The sequence below is a fragment of the Acinetobacter dispersus genome (genome assembly GCF_009884975.1).
Lineage (GTDB): Bacteria > Pseudomonadota > Gammaproteobacteria > Pseudomonadales > Moraxellaceae > Acinetobacter > Acinetobacter dispersus.
Genome location: NZ_CP041970.1, coordinates 3,013,752 through 3,036,680, shown reverse-complemented (window position 1 = coordinate 3,036,680; position 22,929 = coordinate 3,013,752). Strand labels below are relative to the sequence as shown.

The 22,929-nt window shown below is 42.2% G+C and carries 22 protein-coding genes; 8 read left to right on the top strand and 14 right to left on the bottom strand.

The genetic code is table 11. The annotated features are described in order from the left end of the window. Positions 1-197 precede the first annotated feature (197 nt). Positions 198-1,199: a bifunctional riboflavin kinase/FAD synthetase gene (gene ribF, locus FPL17_RS13965; RefSeq protein ID WP_159885641.1), complete on the bottom strand. Its 1,002-nt coding sequence runs from the start codon at positions 1,197-1,199 to the stop codon at positions 198-200. A gap of 207 nt (positions 1,200-1,406) precedes the next feature. Here ribF and FPL17_RS13960 point away from each other — a divergent pair, with 207 nt between their 5' ends. From FPL17_RS13960 to FPL17_RS13950, 3 genes are all read left to right on the top strand, one after another. Next, complete coding sequence (locus tag FPL17_RS13960; RefSeq protein WP_159885639.1) at positions 1,407-2,540, top strand: TDT family transporter; 1,134 nt, start codon at positions 1,407-1,409, stop codon at positions 2,538-2,540. 358 nt (positions 2,541-2,898) lie between these two features. After that, the gene (locus FPL17_RS13955; RefSeq protein WP_159885637.1) at positions 2,899-3,465 is read left to right on the top strand and encodes a phosphorylase family protein; all 567 of its coding nucleotides are present in this window, start codon (positions 2,899-2,901) and stop codon (positions 3,463-3,465) included. Between the two features lie 189 nt (positions 3,466-3,654). Next, positions 3,655-4,338: a tetratricopeptide repeat protein gene (locus FPL17_RS13950; RefSeq protein ID WP_159885635.1), complete on the top strand. Its 684-nt coding sequence runs from the start codon at positions 3,655-3,657 to the stop codon at positions 4,336-4,338. Between the two features lie 248 nt (positions 4,339-4,586). Here FPL17_RS13950 and FPL17_RS13945 read toward each other — a convergent pair whose 3' ends face one another. The 11 genes from FPL17_RS13945 to ubiG all read right to left on the bottom strand — a co-directional run bounded on the left by FPL17_RS13945 (position 4,587) and on the right by ubiG (position 14,792). Beyond that, entirely contained in the window at positions 4,587-5,198 is a 612-nt protein-coding gene (locus FPL17_RS13945; RefSeq protein ID WP_005154234.1) for a TetR/AcrR family transcriptional regulator, read from the bottom strand. A 243-nt stretch (positions 5,199-5,441) separates the two neighbouring features. Beyond that, positions 5,442-6,242, bottom strand: a complete 801-nt coding sequence (locus tag FPL17_RS13940; RefSeq protein ID WP_159885633.1) for an ATP-binding cassette domain-containing protein — start codon at positions 6,240-6,242, stop codon at positions 5,442-5,444. A gap of 13 nt (positions 6,243-6,255) precedes the next feature. Next, positions 6,256-7,059, bottom strand: a complete 804-nt coding sequence (gene ssuC / locus FPL17_RS13935) for an aliphatic sulfonate ABC transporter permease SsuC (RefSeq protein WP_005186375.1) — start codon at positions 7,057-7,059, stop codon at positions 6,256-6,258. Next, positions 7,056-8,231: an FMNH2-dependent alkanesulfonate monooxygenase gene (gene ssuD / locus FPL17_RS13930; RefSeq protein WP_005319979.1), complete on the bottom strand. Its 1,176-nt coding sequence runs from the start codon at positions 8,229-8,231 to the stop codon at positions 7,056-7,058. The genes ssuC and ssuD overlap by 4 nt, the downstream gene beginning before the upstream one ends. A gap of 32 nt (positions 8,232-8,263) precedes the next feature. Continuing rightward, positions 8,264-9,250: an aliphatic sulfonate ABC transporter substrate-binding protein gene (locus FPL17_RS13925; protein WP_159885631.1), complete on the bottom strand. Its 987-nt coding sequence runs from the start codon at positions 9,248-9,250 to the stop codon at positions 8,264-8,266. A 12-nt stretch (positions 9,251-9,262) separates the two neighbouring features. Further along, a complete protein-coding gene (locus FPL17_RS13920) occupies positions 9,263-10,255 on the bottom strand; it encodes a sulfonate ABC transporter substrate-binding protein (protein WP_005186383.1) in 993 nt (330 codons plus the stop codon). Positions 10,256-10,574: 319 nt separating this feature from the next. Further along, a complete protein-coding gene (gene argA, locus FPL17_RS13915; RefSeq protein WP_005209772.1) occupies positions 10,575-11,927 on the bottom strand; it encodes an amino-acid N-acetyltransferase in 1,353 nt (450 codons plus the stop codon). 112 nt (positions 11,928-12,039) lie between these two features. Then, the gene (locus FPL17_RS13910) at positions 12,040-12,423 is read right to left on the bottom strand and encodes an RcnB family protein (RefSeq protein ID WP_005209775.1); all 384 of its coding nucleotides are present in this window, start codon (positions 12,421-12,423) and stop codon (positions 12,040-12,042) included. Positions 12,424-12,603: 180 nt separating this feature from the next. Then, positions 12,604-13,350, bottom strand: coding sequence for a YciK family oxidoreductase (locus FPL17_RS13905; protein ID WP_004656765.1), 747 nt, complete (start codon positions 13,348-13,350; stop codon positions 12,604-12,606). 30 nt (positions 13,351-13,380) lie between these two features. Then, complete coding sequence (locus tag FPL17_RS13900) at positions 13,381-14,079, bottom strand: HAD family hydrolase (protein WP_159885629.1); 699 nt, start codon at positions 14,077-14,079, stop codon at positions 13,381-13,383. Next, positions 14,076-14,792 carry a bifunctional 2-polyprenyl-6-hydroxyphenol methylase/3-demethylubiquinol 3-O-methyltransferase UbiG gene (gene ubiG, locus FPL17_RS13895; protein WP_159885627.1) on the bottom strand — a complete coding sequence of 239 codons (717 nt, stop codon included), beginning with the start codon at positions 14,790-14,792 and terminating at the stop codon, positions 14,076-14,078. The genes FPL17_RS13900 and ubiG overlap by 4 nt, the downstream gene beginning before the upstream one ends. A gap of 178 nt (positions 14,793-14,970) precedes the next feature. On the opposite strand from ubiG, the gene FPL17_RS13890 reads away from it, so the two are divergent. Further along, on the top strand, positions 14,971-15,591 hold the full coding sequence (locus FPL17_RS13890; RefSeq protein ID WP_005186400.1) for a thiol:disulfide interchange protein DsbA/DsbL: 621 nt from the start codon (positions 14,971-14,973) through the stop codon (positions 15,589-15,591). A 51-nt stretch (positions 15,592-15,642) separates the two neighbouring features. Here the strand turns inward: FPL17_RS13890 and FPL17_RS13885 are convergent, their stop codons facing one another. Together FPL17_RS13885 and FPL17_RS13880 are read right to left on the bottom strand one after the other, a co-directional pair. Continuing rightward, positions 15,643-16,278, bottom strand: coding sequence for a TetR/AcrR family transcriptional regulator (locus tag FPL17_RS13885; RefSeq protein WP_004801761.1), 636 nt, complete (start codon positions 16,276-16,278; stop codon positions 15,643-15,645). 107 nt (positions 16,279-16,385) lie between these two features. Further along, positions 16,386-17,036 (bottom strand): TetR family transcriptional regulator, encoded by a 651-nt coding sequence (locus tag FPL17_RS13880; protein WP_159885625.1) that lies wholly within the window; start codon positions 17,034-17,036, stop codon positions 16,386-16,388. Between the two features lie 312 nt (positions 17,037-17,348). Here FPL17_RS13880 and FPL17_RS13875 point away from each other — a divergent pair, with 312 nt between their 5' ends. From FPL17_RS13875 to FPL17_RS13860, 4 genes are all read left to right on the top strand, one after another. Next, on the top strand, positions 17,349-18,374 hold the full coding sequence (locus tag FPL17_RS13875; protein WP_159885623.1) for a flavin reductase family protein: 1,026 nt from the start codon (positions 17,349-17,351) through the stop codon (positions 18,372-18,374). Positions 18,375-18,407: 33 nt separating this feature from the next. After that, entirely contained in the window at positions 18,408-19,550 is a 1,143-nt protein-coding gene (locus tag FPL17_RS13870) for a fatty acid desaturase family protein (RefSeq protein ID WP_171519549.1), read from the top strand. A gap of 108 nt (positions 19,551-19,658) precedes the next feature. Next, a complete protein-coding gene (rph, locus tag FPL17_RS13865; RefSeq protein ID WP_159885619.1) occupies positions 19,659-20,375 on the top strand; it encodes a ribonuclease PH in 717 nt (238 codons plus the stop codon). 311 nt (positions 20,376-20,686) lie between these two features. Continuing rightward, positions 20,687-22,867 (top strand): phosphocholine-specific phospholipase C, encoded by a 2,181-nt coding sequence (locus FPL17_RS13860; protein WP_005200928.1) that lies wholly within the window; start codon positions 20,687-20,689, stop codon positions 22,865-22,867. The last annotated feature ends 62 nt before the right edge of the window (positions 22,868-22,929 follow it).

The window sequence follows — 22,929 nt, the reverse complement described above, 5'->3', positions numbered from 1 at the left end:
TCCCCTTGTCAAGTTTCATAACGATGTTTGGGGCAGTTTTAGCTATAACCCTTCGGGACAGGGATATTTTTTGCCGCTACTGCGTTATAACTTGGCTCATTTAGAATGACTAAATTTCGCAAGTCATGCCTTGTATCGTCTAAAAAACTCCTCTGTCGCAAGCATTGTGAAGTGTAAACAAACCCTACTAATTAAATTTAAAAAGGAAATTCAGCTGTGTTAGTACGATAGTCTCGTAACTTTTGCACATCATCATCAATTCCGGCTTTGAGGGCTTCAAGCGAAGGGTAATTCAGTTCACCATGCAAATAGTGAAGAAAGGTTACCCGCATCAATAAGCCATACAGATTAGCAGAAACATCAGGGAAATGTACCTCTAATCGCCATTCAGGCTGGTCTTGTTTGATGGCTGGGCGTGTCCCCACATGACCTGCACCAAACAAACTGTCAGCTTGATAGCCTGCAATCCCGTTGAGGGCCGGATCTGAATGTTTTACTTTTCCATTCAATGATGCATTTTCACAGACCACATCCACTGCATAAATCCCGTTTAAACAGGGTTTGTGACGTTTTAAACGCACATTAATGGTTGGAAAATCAAGGGTGCGACCAATCTGATCACCATATTGCACTCGGCCTGTGATGCTATAAGGACGGCCCAGTAGTTTTGCCGCTAACGCCAGATCACCTTCTTGAAGGACCTGACGAATACGGGTTGAACTAACGCGTTTACCATTTAAAGCCACGGTATTTAAATTGGTGACGTCAAAACCATAATCGCGTAAGAATTCGCTGTTGCCTTGGCGGTCTTTACCAAAATGGAAGTCATCGCCCAACACTAGGCTTTGTGCATTGAGTTTTAATTTGAGTAGTTCAGCAAATTCAGTGGCATTTAAGCTTCTAAAATATTGGTCAAATTTCGCAACTGCAATGTAGTCCACACCAAGCTCAGTTAAATATTCTACTTTTTCTCTGAGCGAGCTGATGCGCGGAGGTGCATCATAACCTTTAAAAAATTCAAGTGGTTGTGGCTCAAAAATCATCACCAATGTTTTTAAGCCTTGCGCTTCAGCCAACGTTTTGAGTTGAGCAATCATCGCTTGATGGCCGAGATGGACACCATCAAAATTGCCAATCGTTACCGCAGTTGGGGGTAACTGAAAATCTGGCGATAATGCGTTGAGACGAAGCAACTTCATGGGCGTTAAATACAGTGATTTTGCAAAGGCTATATATTGCCATATTCTCAGCGTTTCGTCTTGTTGTTGTGTTTTTACACAGGAAATTTTCAATATTTAGAAGCTTTATATCAATTAAATTGATTCATTAAATAAAAATAAATCAATTTTTCTTATTTAATGATTGGCCCTAAAATAGCTGCATAGTCGCTTGATATTGAGAAAGAGATGAAAAAGCCGTTTTATCAGCTAGAGCAGAGCACCGATGTGATTCGCCATTTTACCCCGAACTGGTTTACTGCAACCATGGGAACAGGTGTGGTGGCGATGATTTTAGCACAGCTGCCTTTCGCTTCATCTGTCTTATTTATGCTTGCGACCAAATTATGGCAATTTAATATTTTGTTATTTAGCACCTTTAGTGTGCTGTATATCTTACGCTGGATTTTATTTCCGGCTGAAGCCAAACAGATTTTTACTCACCCCAACATGAGCTTATTCCTCGGTGCGATTCCGATGGGCTTAGCGACGATTGCCAATGGTTTTCTCAGTTTTGGTACCCATTTATATGGCGATATTGCCGTTCAGATTGCCACTTACCTTTGGTACATCGATGTTGTTCTTGCGGTGGTGATTGCGTGGGTGGTGCCATTTTGTATGTTTAGCTGCCAAGATCATCAATTACATCGTATGACTGCGGTATGGTTACTCCCGATCGTGGCCTGTGAAGTCGCTGCCAGCTCAGCGGGGCTGCTATTACACCATTTAGCTGCCGATAAACATGCATTAACCATCTTGATCACAGGCTATGTATTGTGGGGTATTTCTGTACTGCCTGCTTTTGCGATCTTAACGATTTTGATGTTACGTTTAGCTTTACACCAGTTACCTGAAAAAGAAGTCGCGATTTCTAGCTGGTTGTGTCTAGGACCGATTGGAACAGGGGCCTTAGCGTTATTATTACTGGGTGAGCAAGCGCCACGCATTATGCAGGCGATGGGCTTTGAAGGCTTAGCGACATTACTTCCAGCCTTGGGTATTGTGGCAAGTTTGGTGCTATTAGGTTTTGGCTTATGGTGGTTTGGGATTGCGATTTTGACCACACTGCGTCATATGCGTACTGGTATTCCATTTAATTTAGGTTGGTGGGGACTGACTTTCCCATTCGGTGTGTTTATCTTGGCGATCTTCAACTTGGCGCATCAGTTACATATCGATTTCTTACAGTATGCGGCTGTGGTTTTAAGTCTGTTGTTGGTTGGCCTATGGACATTGGTGATGAAGAAAACACTGGCAGGGGCGTATAGCGGTCAATTATTTTTCTCTCCTTGTTTAGTCGCCTTACAGCAGAAGATGCAATAATATCGAGGTGTGCCGAAGCACACCTTTTTATGTAGCCTGAGTTCGGTTTATATCTTTAGTTTTTTTAAAACAATTATCTTGATGGAATCTTATTTGTTCTCATCCAATTTCAGGATAAACCTTCGGTTCGACTTACTTTTGTTTCGGCATGAGCAGTAAAGCTGCGCAAGAGCAACCATCTTGCGCAGCTTTACTGCTCACCGCAAAACTCGTTGACTACCATCAACTTGTTGAAAGAGTCGCAGAAACAACTCTTTATAAATGGAGCCCTGTCTCGAACAGTTGCGGAGGACGTTTCCGAGTATCAAATTTTTTGTTAAATTCAGGCTATGTTTGTTCTGATTGAAAAGAGTCCTCTATGAATGCTGATATTGCTCTGATTATGGCTTTGCCGAATGAATCCAAAGGGCTGTTTGAACAAGCTGGAATTGATGTTCATTACAGTGGCATTGGCAAAATTAATGCAGCATTCAAGGCATTTGAGGTGATTCAAAAGACGGGATGTAAAACCCTCATAAATTTAGGCAGTGCAGGAAGTTCACATTTTGATGCGCATAGTCTGGTTGAGGTGATTACTTTTGTGCAGCGTGACATGGATGTGTCTCCCTTAGGTTTTGCCGTAGGTGTGACACCGATGGATGACGAAATTCCAGCAGAGATCCATACTCAGCCTCATTTTGAGCTTTTACCTAAAGGGATCTGTGGTACAGGTGATTCTTTTGAAACAGGAATTCCCAAAGTCAGTTGTAACCTCGTCGATATGGAAGCCTATGCCTTGGCAAAAGTGTGCCAAAAACTGGGTGTAAGATTAATTTCAGTTAAATATATTACTGATGGTGCCAATGATACGGCTCATTTGGATTGGGAAGAAAATCTGCTAGTTGGTGCACAAAAATTATTGGCGCTGTATCAAGCGCATTTTTAAATGCAAAGGTTTAACGCTGTAGTCTGTATGGATAAACATTGTTTTGTTTATAAGATATTGAAAATAAATAATGGTTTTGTGGTGAATTCTTAAGAGAACCATTATGTTAAATACCTCTAAGTTTTTATCTTTATAACGTATTATTAATAATTTAAAGAATTAAATGTAACTCTAATTTAAAGGCAGAAAATGAAAATTTTCAGACTTATCGCTATTGCTTGTGGACTGGTCTTTTCTATGGAAATCTTAGCAAATCCAACGCTCTCAAATGATTTATTAAGAAAAGCTGAAAATGGTGATGCGCTAGCACAATATAACCTTGGATGGGTATATGCAAATGGCCAAGGAGTTATACAGAATTATGAGAAAGCATTTGAATGGTATAAAAAATCAGCTGTTCAGGGAGTTGCTGCTGCACAATATAATCTTGGATTGCTGTATCAGAATGGCCAAGGTGTAGAAAAAGATGATAAAAAAGCATTTGAACTATACAGTTTAGTAGCTAATCAAGGATTTGCAATGGCACAAAATGCTCTTGGATTTATGTACTATAGCGGTCAGGGTGTAGCCCAAAATGATAAAAAGGCATTTGAGTGGTATGAAAAATCAGCTATACAGGGAGATGATGTTGCACAGACTAACCTTGCGTTGATGTATGACAACGGTGAAGGCGTTGTACAAAATTATGAAAAAGCATTTGAATGGTATGGCAAAGCGGCTAATCAAGGTAATGCTCAGGCACAATATAATCTTGGATCGATGTATCAGAATGGCCAGGGTGTAGTACAAGATGATAAGAAGGCTTTTGAGTGGTATAGCAAAGCCGCTAATAATGGGCATTCACAAGCGAAATTGGTGCTTTCAGGACTTTAAAGTTTCCTAAAATTAATATAATACAGCTTGAACAAAATTATTAATTTTTTATATTTAATATCATAATCTTAATTAATGTTGGTTCAGTTTTCTGTATATTGGAATGGTTTGTCCGTGATTTTTCACGTTCTATAATTTTATTTAGGTAAACTTAATAACATTCTCAAGTACTTAATAGAAAAAAGCGACTTTGTTAGTCGCTTTTAAGTGTACGCCAATCGCTAAAATTAAGGCTTTTAGAAGAAAACTTAACGAGGCAACACGCCGTATAGCATCACATGGATAGTATGTTCGATGGTACGTTGATACATGCTACGGTTACGCAAAGTTTTGCCTGTGACCATTTCCATTTGCGTCGAAAAATCAGCGTAATTTTGCGTGATCGCCCAAATGTTGAGAATCAATAGTTCTGGATCGACCTCTGCCGACAATTTGCCTTGTTCTTGCCAAGTTTGAATCACCTTGGTTTTGCGCTTAAATAGCTTTTTCAAAGGCCCTTTTAAGATTGGCAAAATATGCGGCGCACCTTGAATAATCTCAAGAGCAAATAAACGTGATGCTTTCGGTTGATCACGTGAGCTTTCAATTTTTTGAATCAAATAGTGAGTAAGTGCTTCAGTTGGCTCAAGCTCAGACTCTAAGGTTTGTAAGGGTGCAAGCCACTTTTGCAATACAGTGGTGAGCACTTCGACATAAAGCGATTCTTTATTTTCATAGTAATAGAAAATATTCGATTTATGCATATTTGCGAGCTGTGCAATCTCATCGAGGCTGGCACCACTAAACCCATAGACGGAAAAAACATCTAGGGCAGCATTCAGCAGTTGATTGCGCTTTTGTGTACTTTTCTTCTGTTCCATCTGCGAGCTTGATTCAAAAAATGTCATTGACATTGTAAGATAAATTGTCGGATTTGTGCACAATTGCGCAATTTTTTTATCGAAAAAAATATACTTTTTAGGCCAATGCTAACGATGTATTTGATAATTATTGAAATCTAAAAAAATGCATACATATTTTGTAAATAATTTTTTTCTGATCAGGGAAAAAGAGCGCTAATTTTTTATTATTTTGGTCACATTTTAGTGCAAATGAATGCGGCTTTAGGTGGCTAAAACCGCATCGAGGACTTGTTGCTCGAGTTGAGCGAATGCAATACTTTTTTTACGTGGTCGTGGTAGATTGACCTGAAAACTATGGGCGATATGCCCTTGATCCAAAAGAATAATCCGATCGGCAAGTTGTACCGCTTCACTGACATCATGCGTAACCAAGATGGCAGTAAAACCTTGTTCTTTCCAAAGACGCTCAATCAAGTTCTGCATTTCCAACCGAGTCAGTGCATCTAATGCGCCGAGTGGTTCATCTAACAGTAAAATACGGGGTGTATGGGAAAGCGCTCGTGCAAGCGCAGCGCGTTGGCGTTGTCCACCTGAGAGCTGAGCTGGCCATTGCGTCGCTTTGTCTTTTAGCCCGACTTTTTCTAACAATGCTTCTGCAAGCAGATGCTGATTTTTAGGCAACCCCAATTGTACGTTTTGTATAATGCTTTTCCATGGTAACAGGCGTGGATCTTGGAACATGACACGAATATCGTGGTTGGTAATGCCTTCACGAAAATTGCGAGCGGATTGAAACTTGATTTCGCCATAACTGGCCTTTTCAAGTTGGGCAATCAAACGGAGCAGGGTGCTTTTACCACAGCCGCTACGACCAACGATGGCAACAAACTCACCCGCTTGAATGTTCAGATCAAGGTCTTCAAGGACTTTGACCTCGCCATAAAATTTATATAGCTGCTCAATCAGAATATGAGCACCATTGTCTGGCGAGGTTACAGTTTCTGGTTCAGCAACGGGCTGAATCAGGTTGTTATCGTAGAAGTTTAAATTTAAGTTACTCATCGTTATGTCCTTATTATTTTTGATAACCTGCATGCCAGCGCAGTAGATAACGTTCCAACACTTGAGCCAATACATCTGCTAATTTTCCGAGCAAGGCATACAGTAAAATCCCGACCAAGACGATATCTGTTTGTAAAAACTCTCGTGCATTCATGGTCATATATCCAATTCCTGCTTGCGCAGAAATGGTTTCAGCCACGATGAGCAGCACCCAAACCAGACCTAAAGAGAATCGTAGCCCAACTAAAATCGAGGGCATCGCACCTGGTAAAATAATGTCTTTATAAAGTTGCCAACGATTGAGTCCGTAACTTTTTCCCATTTCGATCAGTTGTGGGTCAACCGAGCGGATACCGTGATAAGTGTTGATGTACATTGGGAAAAACACGCCGACGGCCACTAAAAATAGCTTGGCAGTTTCATCAATCCCAAACCATAAAATCACCAGTGGAATCAGGGCCAGTGCGGGGATATTACGGATCATTTGTAAGGTGGTATCCAGTAAAGTCGATGCGATACGGGAAGAACCATTCAATAGCCCCAAAACCAACCCTAAGCCACCACCAATCAATAAGCCGAGTAAGGCACGACCAGCACTCACTTTGACATGCTGCCAAAGTTCACCACTGATCAGTAAGTGCCAGAAGGCACTTACAACAGCAGTTGGGGCAGGCAAGACCCGACTTTGCAACAAACCTGAACTAGAAGCTGCTTGCCAAATTAAAATCAGTAAAATTGGAAACAACCACGGCAGGAGGCCTTTGCCTATTTTTTGTGTTCCACGTGAAACATCATTCAAAAAAGGTTTTGCACTCATGCGTCCTCCTTGATCAAGGTTTTTGCTTCCTTGGTCTCAGGGACATAGTTATTGGCAATGATTTCTCCGAAAGGCCCAGTTAAATGTGGTTGCGCCAGTTTTTCACGGGTTTTGAGTGGCAGTAAAGGGAACACCAGTTCGGCAAAACGAATTGACTCTTCCAAATGTGGGTAACCTGAGAAAATAAAGGTATCAATACCCAAGTCTGCATATTCTTGAATTCGTGCAGCAACGGTTTCTGGGTCACCCACTAGAGCGGTTCCCGCGCCACCACGGACTAAGCCGATGCCCGCCCATAGGTTCGGTGAGACTTCAAGTTGATCTTTACGACCACCATGTAATGCAGCCATACGTTGCTGACCCACTGAATCCATTTGTGCAAATTTTTTCTGCGCTGCAGCAATCGTTGCATCATCTAAGTATTGAATCAGTTCATCTGCAGCGGCCCAAGCCTGTTCATTGGTCTCACGCACAATAACGTGTAAGCGAATGCCATAATTCAGGGTACGGCCTTTGGCTGCGGCTTTGGCACGTAAATGTTCAATCTTTTCTTTTACGGCAGCAGGAGGTTCACCCCAAGTCAAATAGGTATCAACTTGCTCAGCAGCAAGCTCGGTTGCAGCTTCTGATGAGCCACCGAACCAAAGCGGTGGATAGGGTTTTTGTACGGGTGGATAGAGCAGTTTGGCATCATCCACACTGAGACGTTCACCGTGAAAGCTAAACGGTTCACCCGTATGTGAGCGAGTGAGAATTTCGCGCCAAATTTTGACATATTCAGAAGCAGTTTGATAACGGGTACTGTGATCTTCATAGAGTCCATCACCTTTGAGTTCCTGTTCATCACCACCTGTGACAAGGTTGAGCAGGATACGGCCATTGGAGAGACGATCAAAAGTTGCAGCCATGCGTGCAGCAAGTGCTGGTGTGGTCAGCCCAGGACGAAGTGCGACTAAAAACTTAAGCTGGGTGGTTGCATCAATTAAACTGGCTGCCGTAATCCAAGGATCTTCACAAGAGCGTCCTGTTGGAATGAGTACGCCTGCATAACCCAGATTATCCACGGCAACTGCAATCTGTTTCATATAAGCATGATCGACCTGACGAGCACCCTTGCTGGTGCCTAAATAACGACTGTCACCATGAGTGGGGATAAACCAGAAAATATTCATGTCGATGTTCCTTATGAAAATGAAATTAATGTTTATTGGGCAGACCAGACACTGTGCTGAATATCAATTTGCACAGGAATGAGTTGCTCTTGTTTAAATAAATCGGCGATTTGTTGCTGACTCTTTATGACCTCAGCTGTGAGGATGTGCACAGGCGATGGTTTTGGTCGTTTGTCTAAAACACGTTGCGCCACAGGAAGGCTCAGCCCCGTACTTTGTGCGTAAATCTGTAATGCCTGATCTTGATGTTGCACAATCCACTGATCCGCAATGTTGATGCTCTTAATCAGCTTTGGTGCAGAATCAGGATGCTTTTTAATAAAATCAGGATTACCAATATAAAAAGAATAAGTGGTTGGAAAAGCAGAGCCATCAACCAAGGTTTTGGTATGGCCTTGCAGTTCTGCTGTACCTAAGTAGGGTTCCCAAATTGCCCACGCATCAACGGCCTGTTTGTCAAAGGCTGCGCGTGCATCGGCAGGAGGTAACCAGATCGGTTGAATGTCTTGCCAAGATAGACCCGCTTTCTGCAAGGTTTTTGCCAAAAGTTCGTGTGCACTGGAGCCCTTTTGAACTGCGACACGTTTGCCTTTTAAGTCTTGCAGGCTGCTGATTTTATCGTTGGCATGTACCAATATAGCTTGGCCTGTTGGTGCAACCACTTCATAAGCCACATAGCTCAATGGTTTAGCTGCGGCTTGCGCAAAGATGGGTGGGGTATTGCCGACATAACCAAAATCGACTGCACCAACGGCAAGTGCTTCAAGCATTTGTGGACCTGCTGGAAATTCTCGCCATTCAATTTTGGCATTCGGAAATTCCTGCTCAAATAACTTTTGTTGTTTGGCAACTAACAAATTGAGGGAAGATTTCTGGAAGCCAATGGATAGGGTTTTGACCGCCGTATTTTCAGTTGCTGAAGTTGCCTTCTCCGTACTCTGCTCTGGCTTCTGGCAACCACCCAGTGAAAATGTAGAGATCAGTAATCCCAAAACAGAAACTTTAGATAGCAATTTCATGGTGATCCTCAATTATTTAACGTCGTTCTTTAATACGGCATCTTGGATCACAAGCTGCTTCGGAATCAGTTTCTGCGCAAAGAAGGCATCGGCGACGTATTGCTGCTCTTTTGCGACTTTTTCAGAGATGGGTTGAACCCCAAAACCCATGCGTGAAATGGAACTTTTTAGGACATCGAACTCAAGCCCCGTCGGCTTTTCCAGCAATTTGGCTGCATCATCTGGATGTGCTTTGACCCAATCCGTGGTTTGATTGAGTGTGGTGACCAAGGTCGTTAAAACCTGAGGGTGGCTTTCAGCAAATTGGCGGTCGGCCAAATAGAATTGATGATTACTGACTAAGTGTTCACCTGTGGCGATCACGCGGGCATGTATTTGATGTTCAGCTGCAGCGAAGAAAGGATCCCAAATCACCCAAGCATCTACAGCACCTTTTTCAAATGCTGCACGTGCATCTGACGGTGGCAGGTAAACAGGTTGAATATCGTTTAAGCTGAGATTGTTTGCTTCTAATAGTTTGAGTAAGAGGTAATGAACATTTGAGCCTTTATTCAAGGCAACACGTTTACCTTTCAGATCTTGGATCGATTGAATCGGTGAATCTTTTTGTACAATTAACGCTTCTGCTGTCGGTGCAGGCGGTTGGTTGGCGACATACACCAAGTTCGGATTGGCTGCTTGAGCAAAGATCGGCGGTGCTTCACCTGCCTCACCAAAGACCACACTGCCAACATTTAAACCCTCTAACAGTTGTGGGCCGGCAGGGAATTCAACCCACTTAACATTGACACCTTGAGCAGCAAGATTTTTTTCTAATTCACCTTTTGCTTTGAGAATCGGCAGGATGCCATACTTTTGAAAGCCGATATTTAATGTTGTGGTTTCTTGTTTTGTTGTCTCTTGCTGCTCTGGTTTTTTTGCACAACCTGCAACACCCATCAGGCTGGCAAGACTTGCTGCGATGATGCTATATGTTGCCCATGAACGATTGATTGAAATGGTCATGTTGGTTGTGCTCCCCGACAAATCAAAAGATTTAAATAAGATGAGCAACTAAACTAAAACTTTTTTTATTGCATAAAAAATAAGTAATCGGGCTTTGCTTATGCTGAAAAGTGCAAAATAGAAAATTGCATAATCTTATCTATGGATTGAATAAGTGGTGAAGAGCTTTTTTTGAATAAAACATTGTTTTTAATTGGATTATTTTTTATTTTATCGATTGGTGAATTTATTCTTCATACTCACTTAAGCAGAGATAATGATGAAGTAGAGATATCTTTATCAAAAATAAAAATATCTCCTTCAGTCTGCGTTGCGATGACTACAATGCTTTTTTAAAGACGAGAGAATTACGTTGATAGTTATACAGTGCTTGGCGCGCATTGGGTAAATCATCTACGCTGGCAGGGCTAAAGCCTTGCTCTAGGAACCAGTGAGCGGTTCTAGTGGTCAGTACAAACAGGCGCTGAATTCCTTGCTGTTTGGCCCTGCTTTCCAAGAATTGCAAAATTTGGCTACCACGATTGGATTTTCGATAGCTTGAATCCACTGCAACGCAGGCAATTTCAGCAGAACGAATTTCATCTGATCCAGCTGGAATTGGGTACAGTGCTGCACAAGCTAAAATCATACCGTCGCGTTCAATCACTGCAAAATGTTCAATTTCGCTTTCAAGACGTTCGCGAGAGCGATACACCAGAATCCCTTCCTGTTCCAGCGGACGCAGTAGATTAATCAAGCCACCGACATCGTGAATATTGGCAATACGCACTTCTTCATAATGAGCATCGGTGATCAAGGTACCAATACCATCGCGAGTGAATAGTTCTTCAATCAGTGCGCCGTCATAAGCATATGAAATCAAATGTACGCGATGTACGCCAGATAAAGAGGCTTGTTGCGCTTGTTTGAGGTGTAAGGCAAATTCTGGATATTGTTGTTGGTTTTGTTGAATATAGGGTTCAAGCTGACGTGGACTTAATTCACGTAATAACTGTTGCTGTTCATTCATCAAGCCTTGTTTTTCGCCCAAGAAGATCAGTTTATCTGCTTTTAAGGCTGTCGCTGTTTTAGTGGCCACGTCTTCAGCCAGTAAATTAAATACTTCACCTGTGGTTGAATAACCTGTTGGTCCAAGCAAAACAATATTGTGATTGTCTAAATGACGTTGAATGGCATCGGTGTCAATCGAACGGACTTCACCTGTCAGTTGGAAGTCGATGCCATCGCGAATCCCATACGGTTTTGCGGTGACAAAATTGCCAGAAACGACATCAATGCGAGCACCATACATCGGTGAATTGGCCAAACCCATGGAGAGAAGGGCTTCAATTTCTAGACGAATAGAACCCACCGCATTCATGACACCACGTAAGGATTCGCGTGTGGTAATGCGACGACTTTGATGGAAGGGTGTTTCGATATTGCGTTCGAGTAGATTTTGATTAATTTGCGGACGTGCGCCGTAGACCAAAATTAAACGAATCCCTAAAGAATGTAATAGGGCAATATCATGGATGATGTGCTGGAAATTTTCGTGTTGGACTGCTTCACCAGAGAACATCAAAACGAAAGTTTTATCACGGTGGGCATTGATATAAGGTGCGGAGTGGCGAAACCAATGCACATAATCTTTTGTTGTACTATGTGAATTTTCAGTCATTTGCTTCGCCATGTTGATCTCAGATATGCAGCACTTGCTCTGATTCTAACGAAAAAAATCAAAAGATAAATCTATTCCTAAAGCATCTATTCAACTTTAATTCTGACGAACCATGAAAAAGGGCTTAGAAGCCCATGATTCGGATAATACTGTTGTCATCTGAGTTGACTAAAATGTAGTCATTGTTGATTTTGTACCACTGTTCGTTACGACCTGGGCGAGGCAGATTACTGTCTTTATAGTCGACTTTATAGCCGTTACCACGATAATGTTGTGGCATGACGTAGCCTTCCTGCCAACGATGTTGTTTTAGGCGCTCTACACCACGTTCTTCACGCATACGACGTTCGCGTTGACGATTCTCACCATCTGGGCGATCAAAGTTACGACCACCTTGCCAGCCGCCACCGCGCGAATCATCGTCACGATCATGCGGGCCCGCAAAACTCCCCATACTACTAAACAGGACTGTCGAACCTAAAACCAAGATAATGAAAAAATTTTTCATGATGCACCTTATTGACTTCGGATGTCTCTCATGTGAAAACTGTACCTTAAAAATGCAGAGAAACTGTGAAGATCGATTCATTTTTCCATTAAAAAAATGAAGATCCACCACACATTTCTCTCAAAAAATCAGCTTTAAGGTCAGTGTTCAATGTTATTTAGAATTATTGTAAGGGTTGAATTAAGCTTGAGCATCAATACTTTGACCATTCATATCTAAACTATCATCACCCATCAGATAAAGATAGGCAGGCATAATGCTGTCAGGTGTTGGAAGTACTTTTGGATCTTCCTCTGGATAGGCTTTCGCACGCATCGCTGTACGAGTACCACCTGGATTGATGCAGTTAAAACGAATGTTTGGGTAGGTATTTTCTGCTGCAAAGATTTTGCTCATAGCCTCAGTTGCAACTTTAGACACTGAATAAGCACCCCAAAGCGCACGTGCTTCACGGCCTACGCTTGAACTGGTAAATACCACCGAGGCATGTTCAGATTTCTCTAGTAAAGGCAACAAGGCTTGAGTGAGGGCAAACGGTGCACGCAAATTTACTGCGAGTACATCATCCCAAACATCGACAGGATAATGTGCCAGTTCAACCCGATCACCCAACATGCCTGCGTTATGCAAGATACCATCCAAACGACCAAACTGCTGCTCCAGCGTACTGACAAGCAGCTCGTAATCATGTGTTGATGCTGTCGACAGTTGTAGAGGCAAAATTGCAGGTTGTGGTGCGCCTAAGCCTTCAATTTCATCATAAATGACTTCAAGTTTATTCAAGGTGCGACCATGTAATACAACGGTTGCACCATGCAGGGCATAACTCATCGCAGCAGCACGACCAATCCCATCACCAGCGCCTGTGATCAGGATAATACGATCTTTCAATAAATCTGGACGAGGTTGATATTCTGAGTATTTCATTGTTATGCCTCCTATTCTTATCTTAAAAATTTAATTCATCATACCCTGATTTTCTGACAATACAGTGATTTTCTGTTTGATCAGTTGATGCAGTTCAGGAATGGTTTGAATAATGGCATCGGCTTGCCAAGCTGCAAGATCATCGCGTGATTCGACAGGTAGATAACCGTAAGCAGCCAAAATGGTATACATATCGGCATGACGACCTGCGTCAATATCGCGTGGATGGTCACCGACATAGATAATCTCTTTCGCATCAAGCTCGAGTTGTTTTGCAGCCAAATACATCGGTTCTGGATCAGGTTTGGTTTTGCTGACATCTTCTGGGCAAACCAAGACTGCACAACGTTCAGTCAGATCCAATTTTGCCAATAGAGACTCACTTAGACCACGAGGTTTGTTGGTGACAATGCCCCACGGAATTTGATGTGCTTCCAGTTCTTCAAGTAATGGGTACATGCCGACAAACAGGTCGGTATCGACCACAATATTGTCACCATATACATCTAAAAAGCGTTGGCGATGTGCCAAAAACACGGGGTCTGTGACGTCTAATTCAGGATAAACCAGCTTCACCATAGCACGAGCACCTTCCGACACTTGAGTACGAATGGTATCCGCATCGACTACAGGTCGTTGTTCATCGCGACACATTTGTTGAATGATACGAATGAAGTCTGCTGCAGTGTCAATTAATGTGCCATCTAGATCAAATAAAACAGCTTTCATTCAGCACCTGTATTGGTGGTATGCACCATGTAATTCACTTCAACATTGGGTGCTAACCAATAGTGTTTGGTGATTGGATTGTAATGGAGGCCAATCATTTCTTTCAGCGTTAAACCTGCATTGCGAATATCATGTGCCATTTCCGAAGGGCGGATGAATTTATGATAATCATGCGTGCCTTTAGGCAATAAACGCAGGATGTATTCTGCGCCAATAATCGCAAATAAATACGATTTAGGATTACGGTTAATGGTCGAGAAGAACACATGACCGCCTGGTTTCACCAAAGTTTGGCAGGCTTTCACGATTGATGCTGGATCAGGCACATGTTCCATCATTTCCATACAGGTCACTACATCGTATTGACCTGCTTGTTCGAGTGCCAATTGTTCAACGGGGATTTGACGATATTCAATGTTTTGTACATTGTCTTGTTCTGCGTGCAAACGACCTACAGCGAGAGGTGCTTCACCCATATCGATGCCAATGACATCTGCTCCGCGACGTGCCATGCTTTCAGCCAAGATGCCACCACCACAACCGACATCAAGTACTTTTTTGCCAGCTAAGCCACCGACACGTTCATCGACCCAATTTAGACGTAAGGGATTGATTTGATGCAGTGGGCGGAATTCTGAATGTTGATCCCACCATTTGGCAGCCAATGCTTCAAATTTTGCGATTTCTTGTGGGTCAACATTCAATTGCGACATGGTGTCACCTCTATATTAGGATGATTATTTAGGTTTAATCTGTTGGTAGTGTAGCGATTCTGGCAAAAAAAGCGATAAATCCAATAAAAAACTTCACAGAAGCAAAACGAATTGCTCGTGTTTGTTTTATATTTAGCATATAAACTTACGAAAAATGCTTAGAGGAAAAGCAAAGCCAATGAAAAAGTTAGTATTAGGTGGTTTAAGTGCAGTTGCGTTGGCATTCTCAATGAATGCGATGGCAGCAGATTTTGTGGCCGGTAAAGACTATACCGTGATTGCCAACCCAGGCAAAACGTCAGCACCTGCTGGACAACTCGAAGTACGTGAGTTCTTCTGGTATGGTTGCCCGCACTGCTTTAAGCTTGAACCGCATATGCAAACATGGTTAAAGCAAATTCCAAAAGACGTTTATTTCTTACGTACCCCTGCGGCGATGAATAAAGTCTGGGAACAAGGTGCACGTGGTTATTACGTTTCAGAAGCACTCGGTGTGCGTAAGAAAACCCATATTCCGCTATTCCATGCCATTCATGAAGGTGGTCAGCAAATCTTTGATCAAGCCTCTCAAGCAAAATTCTTCGCGCGTTATGGTGTACCTGAGCAGAAATTTAACAGTATGTTTAACTCATTCCCAATTACGGCAAAAATTGCTGAGTCGAATAAATTGGCGCAGCAGTACCAGTTGACGGGTGTTCCTGCCGTTGTCGTGAATGGTAAATATGTGGTTCAAGGTGAAGACGGTAAAGTAACTCAAGTGGTTGATTATTTGCTAGAAAAAGAGCGTAAAGCCAAATAATTTGCGTCGATCTGCAATAAAAAAGGACTGTAGTGACAGTCCTTTTTTCATTTAGTTTTGGTCAATCTGTAAATCTTTTAAATCAATCTGAACTTTCTGTGTTGGTAGAGACAAAGCCTGATTGACATAGAGATTAATCAACTTCTCACGCGAACCAATCGAGCGTTGATAATAGCTTGAGTTTAATAATAATGCTGCACCGTAGGTCAAAGACCAGATATAAGACAGGTAATCACGAATCGACATATCGTAATTCTGTGATTTTAAATATTTTTCAGTCATATCTTTCAATGAAACAATACGCTGCTGACGAATCGCGTACAGTTCATCAAACAAATGTTTTAACTTCGACTCAGTCATGGTCAAATGTTCTTCTAGCTGATGCAGCAGAATGGTACGACTCGGTGAGGTTAGATGATAAAGCATATAACGCGGTGCGTATTCTTTGACATCGGTATTGTATTTATCTGAAATTTTTAAAATTTCTTTTTCATTTTGAATAATTAATTCCAGCAACAGTTCATTCTTGCTACGGAAATGTTTGTATAGCGTACCTTTGGCAATATCCAGTTCCGCAACCAGTTCATCTAAGGTCATTTCTTGGTTGTTTTCTAATAATAGCTTTTCCGCAACCTGCAAAATTTTTTCTTTACGAATTAAGAACTGAGTATGACGATCAGGATTCATGATGCTTATAAGCTCCTCATAGTGTTCTAGACTGCGTTTGCATTAGTCTCTAATGCATCATAACGCGAAGCAATGCTTTTATATATCAAACTTTGGTTTGGATCAGGTCAAGCGTTTTGTGGTTCCCAGTTGGAGATGCCACTGAAGAGTAAACGGACTTGAGTCGCTGCATTGTCGATAAATAAGTTTTGTTGTTCGAGTAGATGATCAATCGTGAATTGTTTGGGTAAATTGATCCACGTCATTGCCCATGTAAACGACATATTAATCAAAATCGTAGATAAGACTTGCAAGTCTTTGGCTTCTTTAATGTGTTTGAAGGTTTCGAGTTTGCACAGATCAATGGCGAGGTCTTCAATCAGAAACTCAATTTCTCGTGCGATCGCAATGCGGACTATTTCTGAGCCACCCCAACGTTCTGCAATCATAAACTGCCATTGTTGCGGGCTATGATTCACGGCCTGTACAAAAAGTTCAATACTGGTACGGGTTTTGGCACTGCCACTGTGTTTCAAATAACTTTGCCCTAATTGATGGATCAAGCTTTTTAAATGCAAAGAGACTTGATCAACCAGTTCTTGGCCGAGTGTGTCCATATCTTGGAAATGACGATAAAACGCTGTTGGGACTAAACCAACCTCGCGAGCAACTTCACGCAAACTAATACTACTAAATGAGCGCCCAGCAGTGCTGAGATGAAGTGCTGCATCTAGTAGAGCCTGCCGACTCTGTTGTTTTCGTTCATCTCTAATCGACATGAATAAGACTCGTTGAAACCGTACAGCAGAGTCTAGCAAAAAAAACAGAAACTTTTTAGTCCTTGTCCATTGCTAAATGCCAATGTTTTTGATCTTTCACTGATCAATGCTTGCTAGATATGAGTTCAAAGCATGCGCAAATTTTAAATTTTTTCCTTATTTTAAATGGCTTATTAAAAAGTATAAAAAATATTCAAAAAATTAGTGAACAAGTGTTGACTCAGTGAACACAAATAAATATAGTGTACACATGTTCACTACACGAACATTTGTTCACTCAAAATAAATAGCCAGATACAAAACGAGGAACGTATGAACGCAGAGTTAAGTTATCAGCCACATTGGATTCGAGAAGATTTCGTTGATTTTATTTTGCAAAAAATAAAGCCAACCTTTGCTTGGAAACGCATTCTTGCAGAAGTGACCGCCGTACAGCCACTCAGCTCGGATATGGTGTTATTGACGATAAAGCCAAATCATAATTTTGATTTTAGCCAAGTCCAAGCAGGTCATAGTGTTTTGATTACCTTGATGATCAATGGGGTATATCAACAACGTAGTTACTCAATTATTGATGTCACGCCACAGGGCGAAATTCGTCTTGGGATTAAAGTCCAAGGTGTGGTCTCGAAAGCAGCACAACAATTGCGTGTAGGCGATCGTTTCGAGATCTCACAGGCACAAGGTGACTTCGTCTTACATCAAGGTCAGCAACCTGCATTACTGATTGCTTCAGGTTCAGGGATTACTGCGATTTATTCTTTATTGCAACAAGCACTACAACAGCAGCTTGAACAGATTCATGTGGTTTATTTTAACCGTGCAGAAGTGTTGCATCAGGACATCTTGGCTTTGGCTGAGCAATATCCACAGTTGCACTATCATTTCTTTAATACCGCAGAGCAAAAACAGCATTTAGATGCAGCATTGTTAGAGAAATTAGTCCCAAATTTTAAAGAGATGCAAGCTTATGCCTGTGGTCACCACAGCATGATGCGCCAAGCGCAAGACATTTATACGCAACAGGATGCGGCTGGAAACTTTCATCAAGAGTTTTTCCAACCGATCCAGATTGAGCATTCAAGTACAGCTCAACCGATTAGTTTCCGTCGTGCGCAACAGAATTTTATTGCAACGACCAATCTATTAAGTAGTGCAGAACAAGCAGGTTTACGTCCACAACATGGTTGCCGTATGGGTGTCTGTAACCGCTGTAGCTGTACCAAAGTCAGTGGTGTGACGCAGAACGTGATCACAGGCGAAATTGATGATCAACCGAATCGTCCAATCAAGTTATGTGTGAGCCAGGCCTTAAGCCCAGTCACGATTGACCTATAAAAACAAAGATATTTGAGGATTAGTACAATGAATATGGCATTAGAATTTAAAACCGTATCAAAGTCAGCGCATTTAACCCCTGAACAAGTTGAAGAGTTTGGTCGCCGGGTCGAGCAAATACGTCTAGATGTGATGCAAAATCTCGGTGAGCAGGATTCAAAATATATCTACAAAGTACGTAATTTTGTACGTTATACCGAAATCGCATCACGCGGTATGTTGATGTTCGGTGGCTGGATCCCACCCGTATGGTTGCTGGGGACAGCCATGCTGGGTGTGTCTAAAATCGTAGAGAACATGGAGCTTGGACATAATGTGATGCACGGTCAGTTTGACTGGTTGAATGACCCAAGCTTGCGTGGTGAAGACTACGATTGGGACAATACCTGTTCAGGCAATGACTGGCGCTATACTCATAATTATATGCATCACACTTATACCAATATTGTGGGTAAAGACCATGATGTCGGTTATGGCATTTTACGAGTAACAGAAGATCAAAAATGGGAAGTGCGTCATTTAGCCAATATTCCGTTGGCTTTGCAGTTGATGTTCTTTTTCCAATGGTATGTCGGGGTACAAAACCTGCATTTGGAAGATGCGTTAGTGTATAAAACCAAAACTTGGAAACAGGTTTGGGCAGATGCATCTGATTTCCGTAAAAAAGCGACGCGTCAGGTATTAAAGGACTATGTGTTTTTCCCTGCAATTGCAACGATTAATTTTATTCCAGTATTGGCTGGAAATGCAGTTGCAAACATCATACGTAATTTATGGTCATCAGCCGTGATTTTTAATGGTCACTTTACTGAAGATGCGGAAACCTTTGAAGCAGATAATACTGAGAATGAGACCAAAGCGCAGTGGTATCTGCGTCAGATCCGTGGTTCGAGTAACTTTACCGGTGGTAAATGGATGCACTTTATGAGTGGTAATTTGAGCCATCAAATTGAGCATCATTTGTTCCCAGATATGCCTGCCAATCGTTATGAGCAAGTTGCACCACAAATCAGAGCTTTATGTGCTGAATATGGCGTGAACTACAACGAAGCTAACTTTATGAAGCAGTTCTGGACGGTTTGGGTTCGTTTAGCAAGATGTTCTTTGCCAAATGATATGGCTGCACAAGTGGCTCAAACTTGGACGAATTTCAAATCGAAGTTTAAGTTTGCTTAAGCGATGATTAATTCTGTGAATTGTAACGAATAAGTAAAACTGGAAGCACGTGTAATTGAGATATACTATGGCGCAATGATATTTGTGCCATAGTTTTAAGGAATCGTTATGCGTATTGACCAAAGAACATTAGACCAATTACGTGAGGTCAACATTACCCGTAACTTTACTCGTTACGCAGAAGGCTCAGTTTTGGTTGAGTTTGGTCATACTAAAGTGTTGTGTACCGCAAGCATTGAGAACTCAGTACCTCGTTTCTTGAAAGGTCAGGGACAAGGTTGGGTGACGGCTGAATATGGCATGTTACCGCGCTCAACGCATACTCGCAGTGATCGTGAAGCGGCACGCGGTAAGCAAACAGGTCGTACGCAAGAAATCCAACGTTTAATTGGTCGTAGCTTACGTGCCATGGTGGATTTGAAAAAATTGGGTGAAAACACCATTACGATTGACTGTGATGTGATTCAAGCGGATGGCGGAACACGTACAGCAGCAATTACAGGCGCAGCAGTGGCTTTGGTTGATGCGATGAACGTATTGCTCAGCAACAAGAAAATTAAACAGGATCCATTAAAAAGCTTAGTCGCAGCAATTTCTGTCGGGATGTATCAAGACGAAGTTTTACTCGATTTATGCTACGAAGAAGATTCAAATTGCCAAACCGATTTAAACGTGGTGATGACACAGGCTGGCGAATTTATTGAAATTCAAGGAACGGCAGAAGACAAACCGTTTACGCGCCAGCAGTGCAATGCCATGTTAGAGCTTGCAGAAAAAGGAATCGCGGAATTGATTCAGAAGCAACAGCAGGCACTCGGTTGGTAAGCTCCAGTTGATAGTGCGGGCGGTCTGGTTTTTTTAGACCGCCTTTTTTTTATCCATTTTTTGTCATCGAATTGCGATCAAATCATCATCGAATTGTCATTTAGATTGTATTGACTATCTGCACTGATATTTAACGGATAGTCAAATGCGAAATTTCCTTTTAGCGTTGCTCAGCAGCAGTTGCTTGTTACTCAGTGCCTGTAACGACAGCGATGGCGATAATAATAACCCAACGCCAAATCCAAAGCCGCCAACATCCACATGCAAAATTCACTGCGCGCCATAAACAATAACAATAAGGAAATAAATCAATGAATCGTCGTGATTTTTTATTAAACTCAACCAAAGCCTTGTTTGGAACAGCAGCTCTCACCAGTTTCCCAATGAGTATTCAAAAGGCACTTGCGATTGATGCCAAGGTAGAAACAGGCACCATCAAAGATGTTAAACATGTGGTGATTTTGACCCAAGAAAATCGTTCTTTTGATAATTATTTTGGCACGCTGAAAGGTGTACGTGGTTTTGGTGACCGTTTTACCATTCCTTTAAGCCAAGGTCGTAAAGTCTGGGAACAGTATGATGCCAACAAGAATAAGGTCTATCCATATCACTTAGACAGCAGCCGCGGCAATGCACAGCGTGTCAGCGGTACACCGCACTCATGGACCGATGGACAATATGCTTGGGATCATGGTCGTATGGGCAGTTGGGTACAATACAAGCAACCGCAATCGATGGGCTATTACAAGCAACAAGAAGTTGAATTCCAGTTTGCTTTAGCCAATGCCTTTACCCTGTGTGATGCTTACCACTGCGCGATGCATACGGGAACCAACTCAAACCGTATGTTTATTTGGACGGGCACCAATGGTCCAACAGGTGCCAATGTTGCTAGTGTAGTCAATGATCTAGACGCCATTGGTCCATCGACCACAGGTTATGACTGGACCACTTATCCTGAGCGTTTGCAACAAGCTGGTGTAAGCTGGAAAGTGTATCAAAACATGCCTGATAACTTTACAGATAATCCATTAGCAGGATTTAAAAAGTATCGTCGTGCCAATGAGTTATCAGGCAAACCAGTCAATAACAGCACCATTTGCCCAGCCTATGATCCAGCAATTGATGCCAGTCAACCTTTGTATAAAGGCATTGCCAATACCATGCCAGATGGTGGTTTCTTAGGGACATTTAAAGAAGACATTGCTAAAGGGCAATTACCGCAAGTAAGTTGGTTAGTCGCACCTGCAACCTATAGTGAGCATCCAGGGCCATCAAGCCCAGTGCAGGGAGCATGGTATATCCAAGAAGTTCTCAATGCGCTGACTGAGCGTCCTGAGCTGTGGAGCCAGACCGTTTTCTTGATCAATTTTGACGAAAATGATGGTTTCTTTGACCATGTGCCTTCGCCAAGTGCACCTTCAATGGATGCATCAGGCACGGTCTATGGCAAATCGACGCTCAGCAAAGAACAAATGTCCTATGAGTATGCAACGCATGCTAAAGCGTCGAATGGACAGCCAAATTTCACTGACCCTAAAGTGAGTAATGGCGTTGGGGTCTATGGACCGGGTATTCGTGTGCCAATGTATATCATTTCACCATGGAGTCGTGGTGGTTGGGTCAATTCGCAAGTGTTTGATCACTCTTCCGTGATCCGATTCTTGGAACAATGTTTTGATGTGAAAGAGCCGAATATCAGTCCGTACCGTCGAGCAGTGTGCGGTGACTTGACCTCGGCATTTAATTTTAAAACACCAAACTTACTGCCTGTGCCAGATCTATCCGGTAAGAAGAGCAAAGCAGAAGCTGATGCGATTCGCAAAGCACAGGAGCGTTTATCTCAGGTCAGCCGTCCGCTTAGTCAGACCGATCCTGTGCAGGAGATGGGGATTCGTCCATCGCGTGCATTGCCTTATGTCTTGCATAGCAGTGCAAAAGTTGATGCTGTGGCTAAAACCGTGAAATTGATGTTCTCAAATACGGGCACACATGCGGCCGTGTTTCATGTCTATGACAAATTGAATTTAGAAGCAGTTCCACGTCGTTATATGGTGGAAGCAGGTAAGCAACTGGATGATGTTTGGCAGACTAAAGAGAATCGATATGATCTATGGGTATTGGGGCCAAATGGTTTCCATCGCAGCTTTACGGGTAATCTAACTCAAACCGCACAAATTCAAGCACTTCCAGAAATTCGTGTCTGTATGGAGGAGTGTGATCCAAAGATTTTCTTAAAAGTCCGCAATGATGCTACACAAACAGCAAAACTGGTGGTCAAAGCCAATGCCTACTTACCAAATAAGAGCTGGCAAATTGAAACGGCTGCGACTGAAAAAGAACTCAGTTGGGATATGACTGAGTTTGGGGGATGGTACGATTTTACCGTCACGATTGAAAATGATCCAAGCTATAGCCGTCGCTTTGCTGGACGTATTGAAACCAATGAGGACTCAATCTCTGATCCGTATATGGGCTTTTCAGGAAATTAAGGTTATTTGATATGAGCCTAAAGCAGTCTAAGTCAATCTTAGACTGCTTTTTATAGGTTGAA

Bases quoted from the DNA above. Each gene is read 5' to 3' on its own strand.
- ssuC (WP_005186375.1), bottom strand. From the start codon at position 7,059: ATGAGTGCAAAACCTTTTTTGAATGATGTTTCACGTGGAACACAAAAA.
- FPL17_RS13940 (WP_159885633.1), bottom strand. From the start codon at position 6,242: ATGAGTAACTTAAATTTAAACTTCTACGATAACAACCTGATTCAGCCC.
- FPL17_RS13885 (WP_004801761.1), bottom strand. From the start codon at position 16,278: ATGAATCCTGATCGTCATACTCAGTTCTTAATTCGTAAAGAAAAAATT.
- FPL17_RS13880 (WP_159885625.1), bottom strand. From the start codon at position 17,036: ATGTCGATTAGAGATGAACGAAAACAACAGAGTCGGCAGGCTCTACTA.
- FPL17_RS13890 (WP_005186400.1), top strand. From the start codon at position 14,971: ATGAAAAAGTTAGTATTAGGTGGTTTAAGTGCAGTTGCGTTGGCATTC.
- FPL17_RS13960 (WP_159885639.1), top strand. From the start codon at position 1,407: ATGAAAAAGCCGTTTTATCAGCTAGAGCAGAGCACCGATGTGATTCGC.
- FPL17_RS13900 (WP_159885629.1), bottom strand. From the start codon at position 14,079: ATGAAAGCTGTTTTATTTGATCTAGATGGCACATTAATTGACACTGCA.
- FPL17_RS13920 (WP_005186383.1), bottom strand. From the start codon at position 10,255: ATGACCATTTCAATCAATCGTTCATGGGCAACATATAGCATCATCGCA.
- FPL17_RS13860 (WP_005200928.1), top strand. From the start codon at position 20,687: ATGAATCGTCGTGATTTTTTATTAAACTCAACCAAAGCCTTGTTTGGA.
- rph (WP_159885619.1), top strand. From the start codon at position 19,659: ATGCGTATTGACCAAAGAACATTAGACCAATTACGTGAGGTCAACATT.
- ribF (WP_159885641.1), bottom strand. From the start codon at position 1,199: ATGAAGTTGCTTCGTCTCAACGCATTATCGCCAGATTTTCAGTTACCC.
- ssuD (WP_005319979.1), bottom strand. From the start codon at position 8,231: ATGAATATTTTCTGGTTTATCCCCACTCATGGTGACAGTCGTTATTTA.
- FPL17_RS13955 (WP_159885637.1), top strand. From the start codon at position 2,899: ATGAATGCTGATATTGCTCTGATTATGGCTTTGCCGAATGAATCCAAA.
- FPL17_RS13950 (WP_159885635.1), top strand. From the start codon at position 3,655: ATGAAAATTTTCAGACTTATCGCTATTGCTTGTGGACTGGTCTTTTCT.
- FPL17_RS13910 (WP_005209775.1), bottom strand. From the start codon at position 12,423: ATGAAAAATTTTTTCATTATCTTGGTTTTAGGTTCGACAGTCCTGTTT.
- FPL17_RS13925 (WP_159885631.1), bottom strand. From the start codon at position 9,250: ATGAAATTGCTATCTAAAGTTTCTGTTTTGGGATTACTGATCTCTACA.
- FPL17_RS13905 (WP_004656765.1), bottom strand. From the start codon at position 13,350: ATGAAATACTCAGAATATCAACCTCGTCCAGATTTATTGAAAGATCGT.
- ubiG (WP_159885627.1), bottom strand. From the start codon at position 14,792: ATGTCGCAATTGAATGTTGACCCACAAGAAATCGCAAAATTTGAAGCA.
- FPL17_RS13945 (WP_005154234.1), bottom strand. From the start codon at position 5,198: ATGGAACAGAAGAAAAGTACACAAAAGCGCAATCAACTGCTGAATGCT.
- argA (WP_005209772.1), bottom strand. From the start codon at position 11,927: ATGGCGAAGCAAATGACTGAAAATTCACATAGTACAACAAAAGATTAT.
- FPL17_RS13870 (WP_171519549.1), top strand. From the start codon at position 18,408: ATGGCATTAGAATTTAAAACCGTATCAAAGTCAGCGCATTTAACCCCT.
- FPL17_RS13875 (WP_159885623.1), top strand. From the start codon at position 17,349: ATGAACGCAGAGTTAAGTTATCAGCCACATTGGATTCGAGAAGATTTC.